Origin of the sequence: Nocardia xishanensis NBRC 101358 (assembly GCF_001613365.1) — a bacterium.
In the GTDB taxonomy this organism is placed as follows: Bacteria; Actinomycetota; Actinomycetes; order Mycobacteriales; family Mycobacteriaceae; genus Nocardia; species Nocardia xishanensis.
Genome location: NZ_BDCF01000014.1, coordinates 19,842 through 39,252, shown reverse-complemented (window position 1 = coordinate 39,252; position 19,411 = coordinate 19,842). Strand labels below are relative to the sequence as shown.

At 67.4% G+C, this 19,411-nt stretch carries 18 protein-coding genes; 11 read left to right on the top strand and 7 right to left on the bottom strand.

The window, feature by feature from the left end; translation table 11 throughout:
* Nucleotides 1-47 precede the first annotated feature (47 nt).
* The 5 genes from NX1_RS13535 to tgt all read left to right on the top strand — a co-directional run bounded on the left by NX1_RS13535 (nt 48) and on the right by tgt (nt 6,179).
* On the top strand, nt 48-641 hold the full coding sequence (locus NX1_RS13535) for a TetR/AcrR family transcriptional regulator (RefSeq protein ID WP_068058285.1): 594 nt from the start codon (nt 48-50) through the stop codon (nt 639-641).
* Between the two features lie 36 nt (nt 642-677).
* On the top strand, nt 678-1,136 hold the full coding sequence (locus tag NX1_RS13530) for an RrF2 family transcriptional regulator (protein WP_068058283.1): 459 nt from the start codon (nt 678-680) through the stop codon (nt 1,134-1,136).
* 69 nt (nt 1,137-1,205) lie between these two features.
* On the top strand, nt 1,206-2,939 hold the full coding sequence (locus tag NX1_RS13525; RefSeq protein WP_068058282.1) for an ABC transporter ATP-binding protein: 1,734 nt from the start codon (nt 1,206-1,208) through the stop codon (nt 2,937-2,939).
* Complete coding sequence (locus tag NX1_RS13520; protein ID WP_068058281.1) at nt 2,936-4,855, top strand: ABC transporter ATP-binding protein; 1,920 nt, start codon at nt 2,936-2,938, stop codon at nt 4,853-4,855. Before NX1_RS13525 ends, NX1_RS13520 begins: the two co-directional genes overlap by 4 nt.
* Nucleotides 4,856-4,898: 43 nt before the next feature.
* Nucleotides 4,899-6,179 carry a tRNA guanosine(34) transglycosylase Tgt gene (tgt, locus tag NX1_RS13515; RefSeq protein WP_068058280.1) on the top strand — a complete coding sequence of 427 codons (1,281 nt, stop codon included), beginning with the start codon at nt 4,899-4,901 and terminating at the stop codon, nt 6,177-6,179.
* Nucleotides 6,180-6,229: 50 nt separating this feature from the next.
* Here the strand turns inward: tgt and NX1_RS13510 are convergent, their stop codons facing one another.
* The gene (locus NX1_RS13510) at nt 6,230-7,012 is read right to left on the bottom strand and encodes a queuosine precursor transporter (protein ID WP_068058279.1); all 783 of its coding nucleotides are present in this window, start codon (nt 7,010-7,012) and stop codon (nt 6,230-6,232) included.
* 146 nt (nt 7,013-7,158) lie between these two features.
* Here NX1_RS13510 and NX1_RS13505 point away from each other — a divergent pair, with 146 nt between their 5' ends.
* Entirely contained in the window at nt 7,159-7,713 is a 555-nt protein-coding gene (locus NX1_RS13505; protein WP_068058277.1) for a DUF4190 domain-containing protein, read from the top strand.
* 81 nt (nt 7,714-7,794) lie between these two features.
* Here NX1_RS13505 and NX1_RS13500 read toward each other — a convergent pair whose 3' ends face one another.
* From NX1_RS13500 to NX1_RS13490, 3 genes are read right to left on the bottom strand one after another with little or no spacing between them, the layout of a single operon-like run.
* A complete protein-coding gene (locus NX1_RS13500; RefSeq protein WP_068058275.1) occupies nt 7,795-8,562 on the bottom strand; it encodes an RDD family protein in 768 nt (255 codons plus the stop codon).
* Between the two features lie 46 nt (nt 8,563-8,608).
* Complete coding sequence (gene gluQRS / locus NX1_RS13495) at nt 8,609-9,547, bottom strand: tRNA glutamyl-Q(34) synthetase GluQRS (protein WP_245668483.1); 939 nt, start codon at nt 9,545-9,547, stop codon at nt 8,609-8,611.
* 52 nt (nt 9,548-9,599) lie between these two features.
* Complete coding sequence (locus NX1_RS13490) at nt 9,600-10,145, bottom strand: DUF309 domain-containing protein (protein ID WP_068058457.1); 546 nt, start codon at nt 10,143-10,145, stop codon at nt 9,600-9,602.
* 421 nt (nt 10,146-10,566) lie between these two features.
* On the opposite strand from NX1_RS13490, the gene NX1_RS13485 reads away from it, so the two are divergent.
* On the top strand, nt 10,567-10,776 hold the full coding sequence (locus NX1_RS13485) for a DUF397 domain-containing protein (RefSeq protein ID WP_068058273.1): 210 nt from the start codon (nt 10,567-10,569) through the stop codon (nt 10,774-10,776).
* 133 nt (nt 10,777-10,909) lie between these two features.
* On the opposite strand, the gene qcrB is transcribed toward NX1_RS13485, so the two are convergent.
* The gene (gene qcrB / locus NX1_RS13480; RefSeq protein WP_068058272.1) at nt 10,910-12,556 is read right to left on the bottom strand and encodes a cytochrome bc1 complex cytochrome b subunit; all 1,647 of its coding nucleotides are present in this window, start codon (nt 12,554-12,556) and stop codon (nt 10,910-10,912) included.
* 215 nt (nt 12,557-12,771) lie between these two features.
* On the opposite strand from qcrB, the gene NX1_RS13475 reads away from it, so the two are divergent.
* Nucleotides 12,772-14,331 (top strand): wax ester/triacylglycerol synthase domain-containing protein, encoded by a 1,560-nt coding sequence (locus tag NX1_RS13475; protein WP_245668497.1) that lies wholly within the window; start codon nt 12,772-12,774, stop codon nt 14,329-14,331.
* Nucleotides 14,332-14,403: 72 nt separating this feature from the next.
* Here NX1_RS13475 and NX1_RS13470 read toward each other — a convergent pair whose 3' ends face one another.
* Nucleotides 14,404-14,856, bottom strand: coding sequence for a hypothetical protein (locus tag NX1_RS13470; protein ID WP_068058270.1), 453 nt, complete (start codon nt 14,854-14,856; stop codon nt 14,404-14,406).
* A 142-nt stretch (nt 14,857-14,998) separates the two neighbouring features.
* On the opposite strand from NX1_RS13470, the gene NX1_RS13465 reads away from it, so the two are divergent.
* Both NX1_RS13465 and NX1_RS13460 read left to right on the top strand, forming a co-directional pair.
* A complete protein-coding gene (locus NX1_RS13465; RefSeq protein WP_245668482.1) occupies nt 14,999-17,221 on the top strand; it encodes a hypothetical protein in 2,223 nt (740 codons plus the stop codon).
* Nucleotides 17,218-17,685: a GtrA family protein gene (locus tag NX1_RS13460; protein ID WP_068058269.1), complete on the top strand. Its 468-nt coding sequence runs from the start codon at nt 17,218-17,220 to the stop codon at nt 17,683-17,685. Before NX1_RS13465 ends, NX1_RS13460 begins: the two co-directional genes overlap by 4 nt.
* Before the next feature lie 30 nt (nt 17,686-17,715).
* Here the strand turns inward: NX1_RS13460 and NX1_RS13455 are convergent, their stop codons facing one another.
* On the bottom strand, nt 17,716-18,399 hold the full coding sequence (locus NX1_RS13455) for a hypothetical protein (protein ID WP_068058268.1): 684 nt from the start codon (nt 18,397-18,399) through the stop codon (nt 17,716-17,718).
* Between the two features lie 121 nt (nt 18,400-18,520).
* Between NX1_RS13455 and NX1_RS13450 the strand changes: the two genes are divergently transcribed.
* Complete coding sequence (locus NX1_RS13450; protein ID WP_068058454.1) at nt 18,521-19,357, top strand: NmrA family NAD(P)-binding protein; 837 nt, start codon at nt 18,521-18,523, stop codon at nt 19,355-19,357.
* The last annotated feature ends 54 nt before the right edge of the window (nt 19,358-19,411 follow it).

Sequence of the window (19,411 nt, the reverse complement as noted above, 5' to 3'; positions counted from 1 at the left end):
TCGGTGGCAACGTTAGCCATGCGCAGAGTTGATGAGAGGATCATCCGATGGCCGGACCGAACGCGCCCGACAGCGTTCTCGCAGGTAGCGGCACTAAAATCGCGATTCGCGACGCCGCTGTGAAGCTATTCGGCGCCAAGGGATTCGAGCAGACGAGCCTTCGCGAGGTCGCGGATGCGGTGGGAATCACAAAGGCTTCGCTGTACTATCACTACCCCTCGAAGCTCGATCTGCTATTGGCGATCATCGACCCGATCATCGACCACCTGCGCTCGGTCATCGAGGACATCGACGCGGTTCCGTACAACGCCGAAGGCGTGCGCGCGGTGCTGCGCGGCTACCTGCGCGGGCTCATCCGGCACCGCGACGCAGGCGCGCTGTGCGTGCGCGACGCGGTGGCGATCGTCAACGCGATGGCCGACCGATACCCGGACCTGCGGGATTCCAATAAAGTGCTGCGCGAGTGGCTGGCGGGCCCGGATCCGACCGACGAGTCGCGGCTGCGGGCATGCGCCGCGCTCGAGGTGCTCGGGGTGGCGCTGATTTCGACGGAGCTGGTGCCTGGCGCCGACGACTCGCTGCTGGAATCCACACTGCTCGACTCGGCCACCTGCGTGTTGACCGCCTGCGGCACCGCGTAGATTCGAGCGCGTCGTCGAACACGCCTGGGAGTAGCCGTGCACATCACCGCGAAGGTCGATTACGCGGTGCGGACCCTGCTGGAGATCGCAATGGCCACACCGGAGGCCAAGATCAAGGCCGATGCCATCGCGACCGCGCAGCGGATTCCGCCGAAGGTGCTCGAGACCGTGCTGGGGGAGCTACGCCGCGCCGAGCTGGTCGTCAGCAGGCGGGGTCCCGACGGCGGCTACTCGCTGGCCAGGCCCGCGTCCGAGATCTCCATCGCCGATGTGATTCGCGCGATCGAGGGCCCGCTCGCCTCGGTCCGCGGGCAGCGGCCGGAGGACGTGAAGTACTCGGGCGCGGCCGAACCGCTGCAGCGGGTGTGGATCGCACTGCGGGTGAACATCCGCTCGGTGCTGGAGAACGTGACTGTCGGCGACATCGTCGCCGACGGTTTGCCCGAGTTCGTGGAGGCGCTCACCGGTGATCCCGGCGCCTGGGCGCGGCGCTGAGCTGGGGATTTCCGCCGGGAGAAAACTCCCCGACAGCTGTCACCGATTGCCGGTAGCCTGCCAAGCATCATGTTGATCAGACTGCTCAGGACCCATCTGTCCCCCTACCGCGCACAACTGGCGGGGGTCGTTGCGCTCCAGCTGGTTTCGGTCATCGCGATGCTCTACCTCCCGAGCCTGAACGCCGATCTGATCGATGGCGGCGTCACCAAAGGTGACGTCGGTTACATCTGGAGCACCGGGCTGTGGATGCTCGCGGTCACCGGCGTGCAAATCGTCGCGTCCGCGTTCTCGGTCTATCTCGGCGCGCAGGCCGCCATGGGCGCGGGCCGGGATCTGCGCGGTGCGCTCGTGCACCGGGTCGGCACGTTCTCCGCCCGCGAGGTCGGCATGTTCGGCGCGCCCTCGCTGATCACCCGAAACACCAACGACATTCAGCAGGTGCAGCTGCTCATCGTGATGTCGGCGACCATCCTGGTGATGGCGCCGATCATGTGCGTCGGCGGCATCGTCATGGCGCTGCGCGAAGATCTGAGCCTGTCCTGGCTGCTGCTGATCGCGGTGCCCGCGCTCGCGCTGTCGATGGGATCCATCGTGGCCAGGATGGTGCCGGGCTTCCGCGATATGCAGGAGCGCATCGATGGCGTCAACCGGGTGCTGCGCGAGCAGATCACCGGCATCAGAGTGGTGCGGGCGTTCGTCAGGGAACGGCAGGAGACCTGGCGGTTCGGCCTGGCCAACACCGAACTCACCGATGCGGCGCTGCGCGTGGGCAGGCTGATGGCGCTGATGTTCCCGCTGGTCATGCTGATCAGCAACATCACCGCGGTGGGGGTGATCTGGTTCGGCGGGCATCTGATCGACTCCGGTGAGATGCAGATCGGCTCGCTCACCGCGATGTTGTCCTACATCATGCAGATCCTGATGGCGGTCATGATGGCGTCGTTCCTCGCCATGATGGCCCCGCGCGCCGCGGTGTCGGCCGACCGAATCGGCGCGGTGCTCGCCACCGAGTCCTCGGTGCAGCCGCCGCCCGTGCCGCAGCCGTTCGAGGGCGACCCGGCCTCCGTCGACTTCCAGTTCTGCGAGTTCGCGTTTCCCGGCGCGGAGAAGCCCGTGCTGCGCGCGATCCGGTTCCAGGTCGAGCCGGGCACCACCACGGCCATCGTCGGCTCCACCGGTTCCGGCAAGACCACGCTGCTCAACCTGATCCCGCGACTGATCGACGTCACCGACGGCGCGGTCCACGTGGGCGGCACCGATGTTCGCCACCTCGACCTGGAGGTGCTGCGCGAACAAATAGGACTGGTGCCGCAGAAGGCGTACCTGTTCTCCGGCACGGTCGCGAGCAACCTGCGCTACGGCAACCCCGACGCCACCGACGAAGAACTCTGGCGTTGCCTGGAGATCGCGCAGGCCGCCGACTTCGTGCGGGAGATGCCGCAGGGTTTGGAGACGCCGGTTGCCCAGGGCGGCACCACGGTCTCCGGCGGCCAGCGTCAGCGTCTGGCCATCGCGCGTGCGTTGGTGCGCAAGCCGCGCGTCTACCTTTTCGACGATTCGTTCTCCGCGCTCGACGTCGCCACCGACGCCAGGCTGCGCGAGGCGCTGAAGCCGGAAACCAAGAACGCCTCGGTGATCATCGTGGCGCAGCGCATCGCGACCATCCGCGACGCCGACCAGATCGTGGTGCTCGAAGACGGCGTGATGGCCGGCATCGGCACCCATGAACAATTGCTGCGCGACTGTCCCGAGTATCAGGAGATCGTGGCGTCTCAGCTGAGCGTGGAGGAGGCGCGATGAGGCCAGGGGCCCCCACCCCCGGATCGCCGGACGCCAAAGCGAAATCGTTCGGGCCGTCGCTGAAGCGGTTGCTGCGCAGGCTGGCTCCCGAACGGTTCTACGTCTGGTGCATCGTCGGGCTCGCGATCGTCTCGGTGGTGCTCAACACCCTCGGCCCGTACCTGCTCGGCAAGGCGACCAACCTGGTCTTCGACGGCGTCGTCGGCAGGAACCTCGAGGCGATGCGCGGTCTGTCCAAGGAGCAGGCCGTCGAGCGGCTGCGTGCCGGCGGCAACGACACCCTGGCCGACATGCTCAACGCCATGAACGTCGTCCCCGGCGTCGGCGTGGATTTCGGCGCGGTGGGCCGGGTGCTGCTGGTCGTTCTCGCGCTCTACATCGGCGCCTCGGTATTCGGCTGGCTACAGGGCTATCTGCTCAACATCGTCATCAACAGGACGGTGAAGCGGCTGCGCAGCGACGTCGAGGACAAGATTCACCGGCTGCCGTTGCGCTACTTCGACTCTCAGCCGCGCGGCGACGTACTGAGCCGGGTCACCAACGACGTCGACAACGTCTCCCAGAGCCTGCAGCAGACCATGAGCCAGCTGCTGATCTCGGTGTTCTCGGTGATCGGCATCCTGATCATGATGTTCTGGATCTCGCCGCTGCTCGCGCTCATCGCGCTGCTCACCGTGCCCGGCGCGATCGTCGTCACCGCGCAGATCGCCAAACGATCCAAGCCGCACTTCGTCGACCAGTGGAAGTACACCGGTCTGGTGAACGCCCAGGTCGAGGAGGCCTACACGGGCCACGAGGTGGTCACCGCCTTCGGCCGCAGCCGCGAGGTGGGCCGGGAGTTCGACGAGCGCAACCAGGCGCTCTACGAATCCAGCTTCAAGGCGCAGTTCATCTCGGGTCTGATCATGCCCTCGATCATGTTCCTCGGGAACGTGAACTTCGTGCTGGTGGCGCTGGTCGGCGGCCTGCGGGTGGCGACGGGCCACATCTCGCTCGGCGAGGTGCAGGCGTTCATCCAGTACTCCAGGCAGTTCAGTCAGCCGCTGACCCAGATCGGCGCGATGGCGAACCTGCTGCAGTCCGGCGTGGCCTCGGCCGAGCGGATCTTCGAGATCCTCGACGCCGAGGAACAGAGCCCGGACCCGATCATGGAGAACGCGCGGCCGGTGGATCGCGGGCGGGTCGAGTTCGAGGCCGTCTCGTTCCGGTACGAACCGGAGAAGCCGGTCATCGAGCGGCTCTCGCTGGTCGCCGAGCCGGGACACGTGGTGGCGATCGTCGGCCCGACCGGCGCGGGCAAGACCACGCTGGTGAACCTGCTCATGCGCTTCTACGAGCTGGACGCGGGCACCATCACCATCGACGACGTCGACATCACCGAGATCACCCGCGACCACCTGCGCTCCCGAATCGGCATGGTTTTGCAGGACACCTGGCTGTTCCGCGGCACCATTCGCGAGAACATCGCCTACGGCAATCCGAACGCGAGCGAGGAGGAGATCCTCGCCGCGGCACGCGCCGCCTACGTCGACCGTTTCGTGCACGCGCTGCCCGAGGGCTACGACACGATCATCGATGAGGAGGGCTCAGGCGTCAGCGCGGGTGAGAAGCAGCTGATCACCATCGCCCGCGCGTTCCTGGCCAAGCCGTCGATCCTGGTCCTGGACGAGGCGACCAGCTCGGTGGACACCCGCACCGAACTGCTCGTCCAGCACGCCACCGCGGCGCTGCGCAAGGACCGGACGAGTTTCGTCATCGCGCATCGGCTTTCGACCATCCGCGACGCCGATCTGATCGTCGTCATGGAGGCGGGCCGGATCGTCGAGCACGGCACGCACGAGCAGCTGCTCGAGGAGCGCGGCGCGTACTACCGCTTGTACAGCGCCCAGTTCGCCGCCGCTGCCGCCGAGGCCTGACTCCGGTCGGTCAGACGCGGAACGCACGGGGCCGCCTGAGAGGATGAGAGGCGTGTCAGCTCCGGAATCGTTCTCGTTCACCGTCGGCGCCCGGCTGGACGGACGGCACGGTCGCACGGGCGTCATCCAGACGCCGCACGGTGCGATCGCGACGCCCGCGTTCATCCCCGTCGGCACGAAGGCGACGGTCAAGGCGGTGCTACCGGAGACGATGCGCGAACTGGGCGCGCAGGCGCTGCTCGCCAACGCCTACCACCTCTACCTGCAACCTGGCGCCGACATCGTGGACGAGGCGGGCGGGCTCGGCGCGTTCATGAACTGGCCGGGACCCACCTTCACCGACAGCGGCGGCTTCCAGGTGATGTCGCTCGGCGTCGGGTTCAAGAAAGTGCTGGCCATGGAGTCGGTCGACGTGCGCAGCGACGACGTCATCGCCGCGGGCAAGGAGCGCCTCGCCACCGTCGACGACGACGGCGTCACGTTCCGCTCCCATCTGGACGGCTCCAAGCACCGGTTCACCCCGGAAGTCTCGATGGGCATCCAGCACCAGCTCGGCGCGGACATCATGTTCGCCTTCGACGAGCTGACCACGTTGCTGAACACCCGCGGCTATCAAGAGAAGTCGCTGCAGCGCACACACGAGTGGGCGCAGCGCTGCATCGACGAGCACGAGCGGCTGACGGCAGCCCGCACGCACCGTCCTTACCAGGCGCTGTTCGCCGTCATCCAAGGCGCGCAGTACGAAGACCTGCGCCGCAAGGCATGTCGCGAACTGGAGGCGATCCGGGGTGCAGGCGGAACGGGTTTCGACGGTTACGGCATCGGCGGCGCGCTGGAGAAGCACAACCTCGGCGCGATCGTCGGCTGGTGCTGCGACGAACTGCCGCAGGACAAGCCGAGGCACATGCTCGGTATCAGCGAGCCGGAGGACGTCTTCGTCGCGGTGGAGAACGGCGCGGACACCTTCGACTGCGTGAATCCGTCGCGGGTGGCCCGCAACGCCGCCATCTATGTCGACGAGGGCCGTTTCAACATCAACACCAGCCGGTTCCGCCGCGACTTCACCCCGATCGACGAGAACTGCGACTGCTACACCTGCGCGAACTACACCCGCGCCTACATCCACCATCTCTTCAAGGCCAAGGAGATGGTGGGCGCCACGCTGTGCACAATCCACAACGAGCGCTTCACCATTCGCCTGGTCGACCGCATCCGCGCCAGCATCGAAGACGGCCGCTTCGACGAGTTCAAGGCCGAAACACTCGGCCGCTGGCAGGGCCGCATCCGCACGCCCTGGCCAACGGCCGCACACGGTGGCCGCTGAACCGCGATGCGCGCCGGGACCCGCGTCAGTCCTGCCCGGCGTCCGGCGTCCTACGCGTGCAGCGGATCGACCGAGCGCGGCGCGTAACTGGGTTCGCGCTTCTTCAGCAGTGCGATCACTCGATAGGTGATCGGCATCACCAGTATCTCGACCAGCGTCTTCCACAGGAAGCCGACGATCACGTAATTCACGAACTGCTGCCAGGTTTCGATGCCGATGGCGCCCGCGGCGATCGAGCAGAAGATCAGGGTGTCGGCGAATTCGCCGACCACGGTGGAGCCGATCAGCCTGGCCCACAGGTGCTTCTCCTTGGTGCGCTCCTTGATCAGCACCAGCGTCGCGGAATTCAGCAGCTGGCCGACGAGATATCCGGCGAGACCGGCGATCACGAGCCGCGGCACCGGGCCGATGATGCTGCGCAACGCCTCCTGGTTCTCGTAGAAGCTCGCGGCGGGCAGGCGCAGTACGACGGCGAAGCACAGCACGGTCAGCAGCAAAGCGCCGAAGCCGTAGTAGATGGCGCGCCGGGTGGCGCGGAAGCCGTACACCTCGCTCAGCACGTCGCCGAGGACATAGGCCAAGGGGAAGAGGAAGAACGCGCCGTCGGTGACGATCGGCAGGATCTGGAACGGTCCGAGCATCACCGATTCGTCGCCGAAGAATTCGACGCCCTTGGTGGCGCAGATATTGGAGATGATCAGCGTCGCGGTGAACAGCGCGACGATCAGTGGGTAGTACCCCCGCGCGACCTGGGCGAATGCCGCGTGGTCCGGCGCGGGGCGTCCAGACTCTTCGTGTTCTTCGGTTTTGTGCACATCACTCACGGGCATCATCTTCCCAGCTCGGGGCTGCCCGCGTTGGCCTGTCGTCATCGCCGGCCGCTGTCGCCCCGCTTTCCGGTCGGCGCTGCCCGTCCGCGCGCCTGCCCCCGCACGACTGAAGCGGGGCCCAGTCCGCCTGCGCCCATTACGCTGTACTCATGACGAATCCCGGCGATTCCGACGAGTGGTGGAAGCAGTACGGCGGCCAAGGCGTGTCGCCGGACTCGGGCGCCCAGGGCTCGGTTCCGCAGTATCCGGCCTCCGAACCGACCGGGTACCCCTCCGCCCCGCAGTACCCGCAGCAGCCGCCGCCGTCGCAGCCGCAGTACCCGCAGCAGTCGCAGTACCCGAACTACCAGCAGCCCGCCGCCGGGTCGCCGTACCAGTCGGGGCCCGCGCCCTATCCGCAGCAGCCGAATTACGGTTATCCCCAGGGTTATCAGCCGTACGGCGCGCCGCAGGGTGGCGGTTCCAACGGTCTGGCCATCGCCGCGATGATCGTCTCCATCGCGGGCGTCGCATCCTGCTGCTTCCTGCTGCCGAGCATCATCGGCCTGGTGCTCGGCGTCGTCGCGCTGAATCAGATGAAGCAGTCGGGTAACTACGAAGGCAAGGGCATGGCCCAGGCCGGCGTGTGGGTCGGTGTCGGCGGCATCGTGCTCGGCATCCTGTATTGGGTGCTCAACATCATCGGCATCGTCGCCGGGGTCTGAGCCGAAAAGCACTCGCACGAAAACGAATCAGGGGCGCTACCCGCATCGCGGGTGCGCCCCTGAACGCTTGCCGGGGGTGGATCAGCCCTTGACGACCTGGGTTCCGCCCGCGAACTTGTCGTGCCAGCCCTGCTTGTTCGGGTCCTGCTCGATGCTCACCGCGATGTAGATCGCCAGACCGAACGAGACCAGGCTGCCCAGGCAGTAGACCGCGCTCGCCGCGAGGAAGACGTTGCGCTTGAGCGAGGTCACCGGGTCGATCTTGGCCGCACCACCGGGCGCGACCACCCGCAGGCCGAGGATCTTCTTGCCGAGCGTCGCGCCCTGCGTGGACTCCATGCCCACGAAGTAGGCAGTGATCAAGATGCCGGACACCGCGGTGGTGATGATGTCGGTGAGGAAGCCGCCGCCAAGCGCCGCCCCCAGCACGAGGACGATGATGCCCGACGGAATACCCGCGATGACGCCGTCGATCAGTCGCGCGGCGAAGCGGGGCAGCAGCTCACCGGGCTGCCCGCCGCCGAAACCACCGGCCCCGTAGCCCTGTTGCTGCTGCGCGTACTGCGGCTGACCGTACGGGTCCTGGTTGTACTGCGGCTGCTGCTGGCCGTATTGCTGCTGCCCGTAGGGGTCCTGACCGTACTGGGGCTGCTGGCCGTACTGCTGCTGCTGACCGTACTGCGGCTGCTGCTCGCCGTACTGCTGCTGCCCGTAGGGGTCCTGACCGTATTGCGGCTGCTGGCCGTACTGCGGCTGTTGCCCGTACTGCTGCTGGCCTTGCGGGTACGGCTGGCCGTACGGCTGCCCGCCCTGGGGATGCTGGTTGGGGTCGTACCCACCGCTCGTCATGCTCTGTCCTCGTGGTGATCGGTTGATCCGTGGTCGATTCCGTACGTTACGGACACCCGCTGGGTTGCAACAACCCGTCGGCGGTCATGATCCAAGGTTCCTTGGGCAGTCGCGCCGGATCGAAGTGTTCCAGGAGCTGCGTCGGCGTGCTCGCGGCGTAGCCGAGCGAGTCGGCGAGCACGGCCACCACCTGCTCGGGCGTGTTGCCGAGGGCGAGCCGGTCGGCGAGAGTCACCGCGCCGTCGCGCTTGGCCAACCGCTGGCCGTTCTCGTTGAGCACCAGCGGCACGTGGGCGTAGCGCGGACTGGGCAATCCGAGCAGGCTCGCCAGATATGCCTGGCGCGGGGTGGAAGACAACAGGTCGTCGCCGCGCACCACTTGGTCGATGCCCTGTTCGGCGTCGTCGACCACAACAGTGAGGTTGTAGGCGGGCGTGCCGTCGCCGCGACGCAGCACCACGTCGTCGACCGGTCCGCGGTAGCGGCCGTGCAGTTCGTCGGTGATCTCGAAATCGGCGGCCACGGCGCGCAGACGCAACGCGGCGGGCCTGCCCTCGGCGCGGCGCCGGGCGCGGGCTTCGGCGCTCAGGGTGCGGCAGATGCCGGGATAGGCGCCCATCGGTCCGTGCGGCGCGGTCGCGGCCTGCTGGATTTCCCTTCGGGTGCAATAGCACTCGTAGGTCAGGCCGGCGGCGGTGAGCCGTTCGATGGCGGCGTCGTAGTGCGGCAGGCGCTCGGACTGGCGGACCACCGGGCCGTCCCAGTCCAAGCCGATGGCGTTCAGGTCGGCGAGCTGGCGCTCCGCCGCGCCGGGACGTACCCGATCGAGGTCGTCGATCCGCAGCAGGAACCGCCGCCCGGTCGATCGCGCGAACAGCCAGGCCAGCAGAGCCGTGCGCAGGTTGCCCAGATGCAGGTCGCCCGACGGGCTCGGCGCATAGCGGCCCGCGCCTCGGGTGCTTTGGTCGGCATGGGCGGGCGGCACGACTGCCATGGTAGGCGGATGCGCTGTCGTCTCGGTCGACCGCGCGTCCGGGTCAGACGCGCAGTCGCGGCTTGAGATCGTCCTCGGTGATCGCGGCGCCGGTGTCCAGCGCGGCGAGCAGTGTTTCGGCGCGCGCGATCAGACCCGCGCCATCGATGTCGTAGGGCAATGCGCGGTTCCCGGGTTCCGTCGAGTTGTCCGTCCCGTCGCCATGGCTCTCGTTGTCCGAATTGCGGCTATCGCCTGATTCGTAGGCCCGCAGCCTGCCCACCGCCCGAGTCAGCAGGGTGCGCGCTCCCTTCGGATTACCGCGCTGTATGTGCGTCAGGCCGACCGCGTATTGCGCCAGCCCCTGCCACAGCATCCTTTCGGCGAACGGTCCGTTCTTCCACGCGGCCTCCAAAACCTCATGGGCGTTGAATGCTAGACCATCGTCCAGGAGTTGCTGGGCAAGGGTAAGTGTTTGCTGGGGCGGAAGATTCAGATCGTCCGGAATTCTCGGCACGCCCACGCTACCCATCGGTAGGGGGCGGCCGAATCGGTCTCGTGGGCGAGGATTGAGGGCGCGACCTGCCTCGTCGCGTGGGCGTTCGACCATGGGATCCATGATCCACGCCGTGTCCAGGCCGGGTGCGGGAGGTCCGGGAGCGGCGGCTTTCATTGGCGGATCACGGACCAATCACGTCGGCGCATATGTTTGCCCTCCGCCGCTATTCGAGGGAAAGCCGGAGACCGGCAATGTTTCCGCAACTTATCGTCTTCGCAAGCTTGGCAAATGGGTTGGTTCAACCGGCAAGAGACCGGCAAATTCATCGCGAAACCTGCTAGGGTTTAGCCGCGGAGCAACCCCCGGGGTCATTCGCCCGGAACTATCGCCAGCGATACCGCATACCGAGAAAGTTGCGCGCTACCACCAGGCGCACCACGGTATTCGGCGTTCCCGCCGGATGCCGGAGTTAATTTGAACGAATCTCAGTAGGAAAAATTCTCGTTCTCGACGCAGCAAAGGAGCTAGTGCCGTGGAGGTTGATTTGACGGGGGCTGTGTGGCGTAAGAGTTCATACAGCGGCGCCGACGGGAACTGCGTGGAAGTGGCATTTCTCGGCGGCGGCAATGTCGCGGTCCGCGATACCAAGGATAAAGGCAGCGGCCCGATCCTGGCGTTCACCCCGGGCGAGTGGGACGCATTCGTGAGTGGAGTATCGGCGGGGGAGTTCGACAGGGCCTGAATATCAGGTCCGAGCCGTCAGCACGGGCCCCGGGCCGAGACAGGCTCGGGGCCTTCGCGCTTCTGAAAGGCCCAGCGTATCCGAAGGACCCAGCGTATCCGGGGGGCTCAGCGCATCCGAAGTCGATCGCCGGCTATTCGGTTTCCTTGTGTCCGTTTCCGTTTCCCGCGGCGCGGTCCTGGTAGCGCCGCAACACCGCCAGCTGCCGGTGCTCTTCCTCGTGCTCGATGGCGCGATTGCGGTTGGACTCGGCCACGGGATCGGCGCGCAGGAAGCTGCCCGTGCCCGGCTTGCCCGCCGAACCCAGCCGGTTCATCTTCTTCGGCACCGCCGCGCCCTGGTACTCCAGCGGAAGCGGGTGGCCGTGCTCGTCGACCGGGCCGAGCGGCTGGTGCACCTCGATGTACTCGCCGTGCGGCAGCCGCCTGACCACGCCGGTCTCGATGCCGTGGTCGAGTACCGTGCGGTCGCTGCGTTGCAGGGCGACGCACAGGCGATAGGCGACGAAGTACGCGATCGGTGGCCCGAGCAGCAGGCCGATGCGGCCGATCCAGGTCGTCGCGTTCAGCGAGATGTCGAACTTGTAGGCGATGATGTCGTTGACGCAGGAGAGCGTGAGCACCACGTAGAACGTGATGGCCATGGCGCCGATCGCGGTGCGCACCGGAACGTCGCGCGGTCGCTGTAGCAGGTTGTGATACGCCTCGTAGTCCTTGGTGAGGCGCTTCTCGATCCAGGGGTAAGTGAGGAGCATGACGAACACCAAGCCCATGGTCACTGCGACCCAGAACACGGCCGGAACCGTGTAGCGACCGAGGTACAGCTCCCACGGCGGCATCAGACGCGCCATGCCGTCGGTCCACATCATGTAGAAGTCCGGCTGCGAACCGGCCGAGACCTGGGATGGATTGTACGGTCCGAGGTTCCAGATCGGGTTGATCTGGAACAGGCCGCCCATGATGCCGACCACGGCGAGGGTGAAGGCGAAGAAGGCGCCCTGATCGGCGGCGAACACCGGCACGATGCGCGCGCCGACCACGTTGTTCTCGGTGCGGCCAGGGCCGGGGAACTGGGTGTGCTTCTGGTACCAGACCAGCGCGATGTGCGCGGCGATCAGGGCGAGCATGATCCCGGGGAACAACAGCACGTGGGTGACGTAGAGGCGCGGGATGATGATCTCGCCGGGGAAGTCGCCGCCGAACATCAGCCAGTGCATCCAGGTACCGATCAGCGGGATCGAGATGGTGATGCCGGAGAACGCGGCTCGCAGACCGGTGCCGGAGAGCAGGTCGTCGGGCAGCGAGTACCCGAAGAAGCCCTCGAACATCGCCAGGATCAGCAGCAGCGATCCCAGTACCCAGTTCGCCTCACGCGGCTTACGGAACGCGCCGGTGAAGAAGATACGGAACAGGTGCACGATGATCGACGCCGCGAACAGCAGCGCCGCCCAGTGGTGCACCTGCCGCACGAACAGGCCGCCGCGCACCTCGAAGGAGATGTTCAGCGCGGTCTCGTACGCCCGCGACATCGTGACGCCGCGCAATGGCTGATAGGAGCCGTCGTAGACGACCTCGGCCATCGAGGGGTCGAAGAACAGCGTCAGGTACACACCCGAGAGCAGCAGGATGATGAAGCTGTAGAGGGCGATCTCACCGAGCAGGAAAGACCAGTGGGTCGGGAAGACCTTGTTGATCGACCGCTTCATGAACGCCGCGGCGCGATATCGCTGATCCGCCGCATCAGCCTGTTCGCCAATTGTTCGCGCAAGCTCTTTCGCCATGGCCGACACTCCGCTTCTGCGTGTGTGGAATGGGTCTACTACAGACGGTAGCAATATCTCGGCGCGGAATCGATAGTTTTCGGGAGTCCCCGTTGATCAAATCGTCATCGGTCGTCGAACTGCCCGCGGACCGGCGGATTCGTGCCGATACGTACCTCAGCCTGCGCTGCGAGGACCTCGTCCGGCAGCGCGGATATGGTCGGTGCGTGAGTTCGATGGCACCGCAAGACGCGACCATGTTCTGGCTGTCGGCCCGCACCCGCAACGATCTGTTCCTGCTCTACAGCTTCGCCGACGCGGGCGTGCCGACCGACGCCCTACGCACCGCTGTGGCGGCACGCAGCGCCCGGATTCCCGACCTGCGGGTCCGGCTTCGCGAGGCGCCCGGTGACCTCGCCTATCCGTCCTGGGTGCCGTGCGAGTTCAGCGCCGATCAGTTCGTCGAACACCGGTTGCCGGATTGGGCTGCGGTGGAAGCGGCGCTCGGCGACCTGCTCGCCACCGGGGGCGACGCCAGGATCCATCCCTGGCGGTTGCACGTCTTCCGCGGCGTCGCGGGTGCGCCCTTGCGCGGCTCGGACGAGGAGCTCGCCACCGTGGTGGTGCTTCAGATGTCGCATGCGCTGGCCGACGGAAAGCGGGCGGCCGCGATCGCGCGGGAGTTGTTCTCCGAAGACGGACCGGGTCGTGCGAGTTGGGGACCCTCCGCCGGTGAGGAGAAGACAGGACGGGGCGCGGACGTGGCAGCCGCTCGCGGGGGCGGTCGGGCGGACGGGGCGCGGCACGAGTCCGATCGGTCGGCAACAGACCTCGGGGGTTGGGCGGATACCGGGCGAGACGGTATCGGGATGCGATGGATCGGAGTACCCGCGACCTTGGGTGCTGCCGCCGAGCTGATCACGCGCCTGCGTCACTCGGCTTTCCTCCGCGCGGTGCTCGGCGCCGTTCGGATACCGGCCGGGATGGTGAAAACGGCGGTGCGCGGATATGGCGCGTATCGCGCGCAGACGGAGCTCGCCATGCTGACGGAGGCGGGGGAGGTGCCGCCGCCGGGTCCGGGGTTCGCCCCGTGCGCAGTGAACAGGATTGGGCCCCAGGGCATTATCGAGCATCGTGCGCGGATGATCGTGTGTTCGGCCGAGGAACTTCGCGTTCCCGGCCGGACGATCACCGTTGTCGTGCTGACGGCGGTGTCGGTGGCGTTGGCCGAATACCTTGCGGCGCACGGCGAACCGGTGGATCGGCTCGGGGCTCAGGTGCCGATGGCGCTGACGGAACAAAGCAATGGGTTGGCGCGCAACAACTACCGCAGTCTCGGTGTAGACCTTTTCGCCGACGAGCCGGATCTGCGAGCGCGCGCCGACCGGATCGCCGCCGCTCTCGCGGACCGCCGCCTCCGCGCCCGGCATCCGCTGCTGTCGGCCCAGGGCCGCGTCACCGCCGTCACCCCCGCGCCGATCCTGCGCCGCGATGTCGACCGCTATCCCATCGACGCGGTGCCCGATTCCATCTCGGGCCACACCGTCGTCTCCAGCGTGTACCGCGGTCCCGCCGACCTGTCCTTCGGTGGTGGTCCGGTCCGCTGCACCGGCGGGTTCCCCGCGCTCGGCGCGGTCATGCATCTCACCCACGGTGTGCACGGCCTCGGCGATACCGTCACGGTTTCCATTCACGCCGACGCCGCGGTGGTCCCCGACGTCGACGAGTACGCGAACCTGCTCCGCGCCGCGCTGCGTGAGGTGAGAGCGGCGCTCGGCGAAGGTGTCGACCACTGAACCGCTAGCTCGTCGACCGAACAACCCGCCCGATCCGCGATCCAGAGACGGGTGGTCGAGGGCAGCCGCCGATCAGTCGTTCTCCTCGGCCAGCCGATCGAAGACTCGCGCGTAATAGCTGACGAAGAACCGCCGCCCCGCCAGCCGCATCATCGCCAAGGTGGCGTGGGTCGACGGATGCAACGCGGTGTTGTCCCACACCCCGTGCACATCGCTGCCGCCGTCCTCGGCCGGGTGGATCGTCACCTCGTGGAAACCGCCCGGCGCGAAGTAATCACTGTCGACCACGTGCATCCGCACCGTCCCCGGCGTCGACCAGTCGTAGCTCCAGCGCGCCGAAATCGGCGGAAAGTCCTGCCCCTCCACCACGTCCGCCGTGTGCTCACCCACCTCGAGCACCCGATACCGCCGCGCCGACAGCGCGGGCCACCGCCGCGGCCGCTCCGCGGAGAAATCGGTGAACAACTCGACGACCTGCTCCGGCGCCGCAACGGTATGCAGGTCGAACTCGAACCGAGTACGCATCTCGCCTCGCTCACCCCGAAGATCCGCCGTCGAGTCTAAGCTCGCCCCCTCCACCCCACGGCCTGATCGGGTCACTCGGGTGCCGTGATCGATCGGGTTCCGTTCGGGGGCGGGCGGTTGCCTGTAGGGTCTGGGACTCGTGGTGGACAGTGGAACTCTCGCGCCGCGCGAGGTGTACAAATGGGGCATCATCACCGCGCTCGGCGTGGTCGCGGGGTATGTCGCGGTTCTACTGGCCAACGTGCGGCATTTCTATACCGACGACACCGAGTCCCAGTACGCCCCGCTGTGGGTGATGATGGGAAGGCGGCTGCGTGAGGGCGATCTGCCGATCCTGGTCCCCGAACATTGGATGGCCGGCAACTACACCATCGAAGAAGCGGGCCTGCTGAATCCGCCGCAGCTGCTGATCGACCTGATCGCGCCCTCGGTGGACAACCTCGCGCTCTACGCCACCGTGGTCAAGCTGATCTTCGCGATCGTGCTGGGGCTCGGCGTCTACCGAATCTGTCTGGCGTACGGGTCGCGTGCGCCGTGGGGGGCCGTGGCGGGCGTCGCCATCCCGTTCAGCGGCTGGCTGCTCTTCTTCGACGAGTCGAGCTGGATGACCGCGTTCACCGGCACCGCATGGCTGGCGCACGCGTGGGCGTCGGGTGTGCGCTATGCGCGCGGGCGTTCCGGGCCGATCCCGACCTTCGTCTTCCTGTACCTGGCGATCTCGGTGCAGTACATCTTCCCGGCCGTCGAGGCCGGGATCATGATCGTCGCGGTAGCCGTCGGCGAGCTCGTCTACCGGCGCAAGTGGCAACCGTCGCTGCGGCTGCTCATGGTCTCGGCCTGTGCGGCGCTGGCCGGGCTCGCGACGTACCTGCCGAGCATGCTCTCGGCCAAGGTCACCTGGCGCGGCACCGCGCAGATCAACAACGACCAGCTGCTGACCGTGCCGTGGTCGGAGTCGTTGAACGCCGGCCTGCCCAGCACCTTGCCCGCGTTCACCACGTGGTGGGGTTATGTGCAGCCGATGCCGGTGGTCTACATCGCCTGGTTCGTGATCCCGGCGCTTGCCTTCGTGGACTGGCGCAAGGCGCTGGATTCGGCGCGCGAACTGACCGCGCCCGCTCTTTTCACGGCAGTCGTGCTGATGTGGACCGCAGGCCCAGGCGCCATCGGCCCGCTGCGCTGGCCCGCCCGGGTGCTGCCGATGGTGGCGCTGGGTCTGCTGGTGCTGTTCGGCGTGCTGCTCGGCCGTTTCGCCACCTTCGCCGACTGGCGGCGGCGCGGATCGATCGCGGCGGGGCTGATCGGCCTGCTGTGGCTGCGTTCGGTGTCGGCGGCGCCACAGGAAGTGGTGTGGCACGTCGTCTCGGCCCTGGCGGTGGCGGCGCTCGGCGCGGCGGTGGTGTGGCTGGCGCGCGGCCGTGGCGCGGCGGCGGCGTGCGCGCTGATGGTCGTCTCGATCTTCCCGATCGCGTATCTGCAGGTCTGGGCGGCTCAGCCGACGCCGCTCGGCTGGAATCTGCCGGAACACCGCTCGCAGATGAAGGCCGCCTTCCCGGATTTCCCCGGCACCACACTGCAACTCGGCGACCGCGCATTCATCCCGCCCGGCGAACGCACCCTGGAAGGCGCGTACGGATCCCTCGTCTTCGGTAACTACGCCAAAGATCTCGAGCTGACCTACGTCAGCGGATACACCCCGAACGGCCACTTCCAGTTCGGCGAGATGCTCTGCATGCGCTGGGACACCAGCGTCTGCCCCGACGCCTTCCGCAGGGCTTTCGCCGTCGAGCCGACCACCGGCAAGACCATCGTCGATCTGATGAAGGTGGACCGGGTCGTGCTGCACACCGCCCTGTACCCGGACGCGCGCAACCAGTCCGCCCCGCAGGGCTGGAAGTGGGTCGACTACCCCGGCCACGAGAAGTACATCTCCGTGCTGGAGCGGGAGACCGGCTTGCTCTCCACGATGAATGGCCGCGTCGCCGCCGCGAACGGCGTGACCGCCGAGTCCATCGCCGAATCGGACACCACCAGCCGGGTTCGGGTGAGCTCGGAAACGGGTGGTCGTGTGGTATTCGCGCGATTGAACTGGCCCGGCTATCGCGTCACCCTCGACGGCCGCGAGATACCGGTCGACGCCGTCGCGAAAACCTTTGTCGCCGTCGATCTCCCGGCCGGCACCGAGAACGCCGAACTGAAGCTCGCCTGGCAACCGCCCGGCTGGCCGATCGGCGGAGCGAGCGCTTTGATCGGACTGCTCGGCGTCGGCGTCTTGTACTGGCTGTACCGGCGCCGTGGGGAAGACGAGTCCGCCGGACTCCCGCAGGCGGCCGACGCCATCGAGGCCGAGCTGGCCGTCCGATGAACATCGTCGACCAGGCGGAACTGGATCCAGGGCCGTTGCTGCGTATCGTGCGGCGGCAGGAGATCGCGTTCGCCATGGTCGGCATGGTGAACACTGGACTGGGTATCGCGCTGACGGTGATGTGGCTGGCGATCTTCGACGGCCGCGTCTCGGCCGCGTTCGCGCCCCCCGCGGCGTACAGCATCAGCATCGTCGTCGCGTTCGTGCTGCACCGCACCCTGGTCTTCCGGGTGCGCGGGCGCGTCGTGCGCGACTTCTTCGCCTTCGTCGCAGTCAATTCCGGCGGCTTGCTGATGAACATGGTGCTGCTGCAAGCGGCCGTCTCGCTGCTGCATCTGCCGAGCATTCCGGCGGCCGTCGGGGTGATGGCCTTGGTCGCCGTCGCCAGTTTCTTCGGTCACCGGCACATCTCGTTCCGCCGCAAGCCCGCCGAGCCAGGTCTGGTCGGAGCCGCCGGACAATAGCGGTTCTGCGCCAGGACTTTCGTGCTCTGGCTACGCAGCCGACGGCGCGGTGACGCGCTCAGGGGCGGGAAGGGGTTCCAAGCCGAGTTCGGTTCGCGCGGCCTTGACGACCGACAGTTCCTGTTCGACGACGCTGGCAATGGCCTTGTGCCACAACGTCCTGATGTCATCGAGGTCGTCCGCGGTCGCTTCACCGTCCAAGGTGAGGGTCAGCTTCTGGACGGTGATGTTCGCGGCGGCGGTGAGGGTGCGCAGCAGATCTTCACAGCGGTTGGGGATGCGCGGGCTCGACAGGATGCGCAGCCGGGTGACCGAACCGGTGCACTGCTCGATGCTTTCGTGCAGATCGAGGCCGAAGCGGTCGATCTCGCCGAGGTAGGTGAAATCCTGGCTGGACAGCTGCTGCCGGACGGTGGCCGAGGTCTCCAGCAGGGCGGTGACGGCCGCCAGCACCGATTCGCGACGCCACTTCTCGTGCTCGCGCTGTTCGGCGGCTTCGGTATTCCGTTGCGCCGCTTCCAGTGCGGACCTGCTCCGCTCCTCGGCCGCCGCGTTGACCGCCGCCACGTTCCGCTGCGCTGCCTCCAGCGCGATGCTGCCGCGCTCGTCGGCAGCGTCGATCGCCCTGCGGTTCGTGCGGTTGGTGATGAGGACGCCGACCAGAACGACGAAGGCGACGACCAGGGAACTGAAGAGGGGGAGCCACTGAGTCACCCCGGAATCATCGCAGCCCCGCGGCAATCCCGTCGCCGCTGGAGGGCGGGACACCAGAATTCAGGGCCTTGACCTCGAGTGAGGTCGAGCTCTTAGCGTCGGCGCGGTGGAAAGGAACACCGTGACAACACTGGTAACAGGCGCGACCGGCAACACCGGCCGCCACGTCGTGGCGGAACTCGTGCGTCGAGGCGAGCGCGTGCGAGCACTCACCCGGAATCCCGCGGCGGCGGCCGCCGGACTCCCGGCCGGAGTGGAACTGGCCGCTGGCACCCACACCGCACCCGAAATCATGGCCGAGGCGCTCGACGGCATCACCCGCCTGCACATCACCGTGACGGCCGGACTGGCCGAGGTCGGCCCGGAACTGGTCCGCCGGGCCGTCGACGCGGGCGTCCGGCGCATCACAATCGTGTGGGGCGGTGGGGTCGGTCCGGTCGAACAGGCCGTCGCCGACTCCGGCGTGGAATGGACGCGGCTCGAGCCGCAGGAGTTCATGTCCAACACGCTGACCTGGACGGACTCGATCCGCGCCGAGGGCGTGGTGCGGGAACCCTATGACCACCCGAGCGCCGTGGTGCACGAGGCCGACATCGGCGCGGTGGCGGCCGTCGCCCTGGTCGAAGACGGCCACGCGGGCCGCGCGTACAGGCTCACCGGCCCGCAGCCGCTGACCCTGCACGAACGGCTCGCGATCCTGTCCGATGCGGTCGGCCGCGACATCGCCTTCGACCGGATCACCCACGCGCAGGCCGTGGAACGGCTGATGGCCACCGGCGTCTCCCGGGCCGACGCCGATTACGTCATCGGCTGGTACGCCGCGCCGCCCGCGGAATCGGCGATCGTCGACGACACCGTTCCCCGTGTACTCGGCCGTCCGGCAAAGACGTTCGCGGAATGGGCCGCCGAACACGCGGACCGCTTTCGGAGTCCCGCGCCCGCGGGCAACGCGCACTGAAGCCGGTGCGCTGATATCGCGCCGATAAAGATCCGTGCCCGCGAGGCGGCGCCG

Bases quoted from the DNA above. Each gene is read 5' to 3' on its own strand.
- qcrB (WP_068058272.1), bottom strand. From the start codon at position 12,556: ATGGCGAAAGAGCTTGCGCGAACAATTGGCGAACAGGCTGATGCGGCG.
- NX1_RS13470 (WP_068058270.1), bottom strand. From the start codon at position 14,856: ATGCGTACTCGGTTCGAGTTCGACCTGCATACCGTTGCGGCGCCGGAG.
- NX1_RS13460 (WP_068058269.1), top strand. From the start codon at position 17,218: ATGAACATCGTCGACCAGGCGGAACTGGATCCAGGGCCGTTGCTGCGT.
- NX1_RS13520 (WP_068058281.1), top strand. From the start codon at position 2,936: ATGAGGCCAGGGGCCCCCACCCCCGGATCGCCGGACGCCAAAGCGAAA.
- NX1_RS13505 (WP_068058277.1), top strand. From the start codon at position 7,159: ATGACGAATCCCGGCGATTCCGACGAGTGGTGGAAGCAGTACGGCGGC.
- tgt (WP_068058280.1), top strand. From the start codon at position 4,899: ATGAGAGGCGTGTCAGCTCCGGAATCGTTCTCGTTCACCGTCGGCGCC.
- NX1_RS13510 (WP_068058279.1), bottom strand. From the start codon at position 7,012: ATGATGCCCGTGAGTGATGTGCACAAAACCGAAGAACACGAAGAGTCT.
- NX1_RS13535 (WP_068058285.1), top strand. From the start codon at position 48: ATGGCCGGACCGAACGCGCCCGACAGCGTTCTCGCAGGTAGCGGCACT.
- NX1_RS13525 (WP_068058282.1), top strand. From the start codon at position 1,206: ATGTTGATCAGACTGCTCAGGACCCATCTGTCCCCCTACCGCGCACAA.
- NX1_RS13490 (WP_068058457.1), bottom strand. From the start codon at position 10,145: ATGGTCGAACGCCCACGCGACGAGGCAGGTCGCGCCCTCAATCCTCGC.
- NX1_RS13500 (WP_068058275.1), bottom strand. From the start codon at position 8,562: ATGACGAGCGGTGGGTACGACCCCAACCAGCATCCCCAGGGCGGGCAG.
- NX1_RS13475 (WP_245668497.1), top strand. From the start codon at position 12,772: ATGGCACCGCAAGACGCGACCATGTTCTGGCTGTCGGCCCGCACCCGC.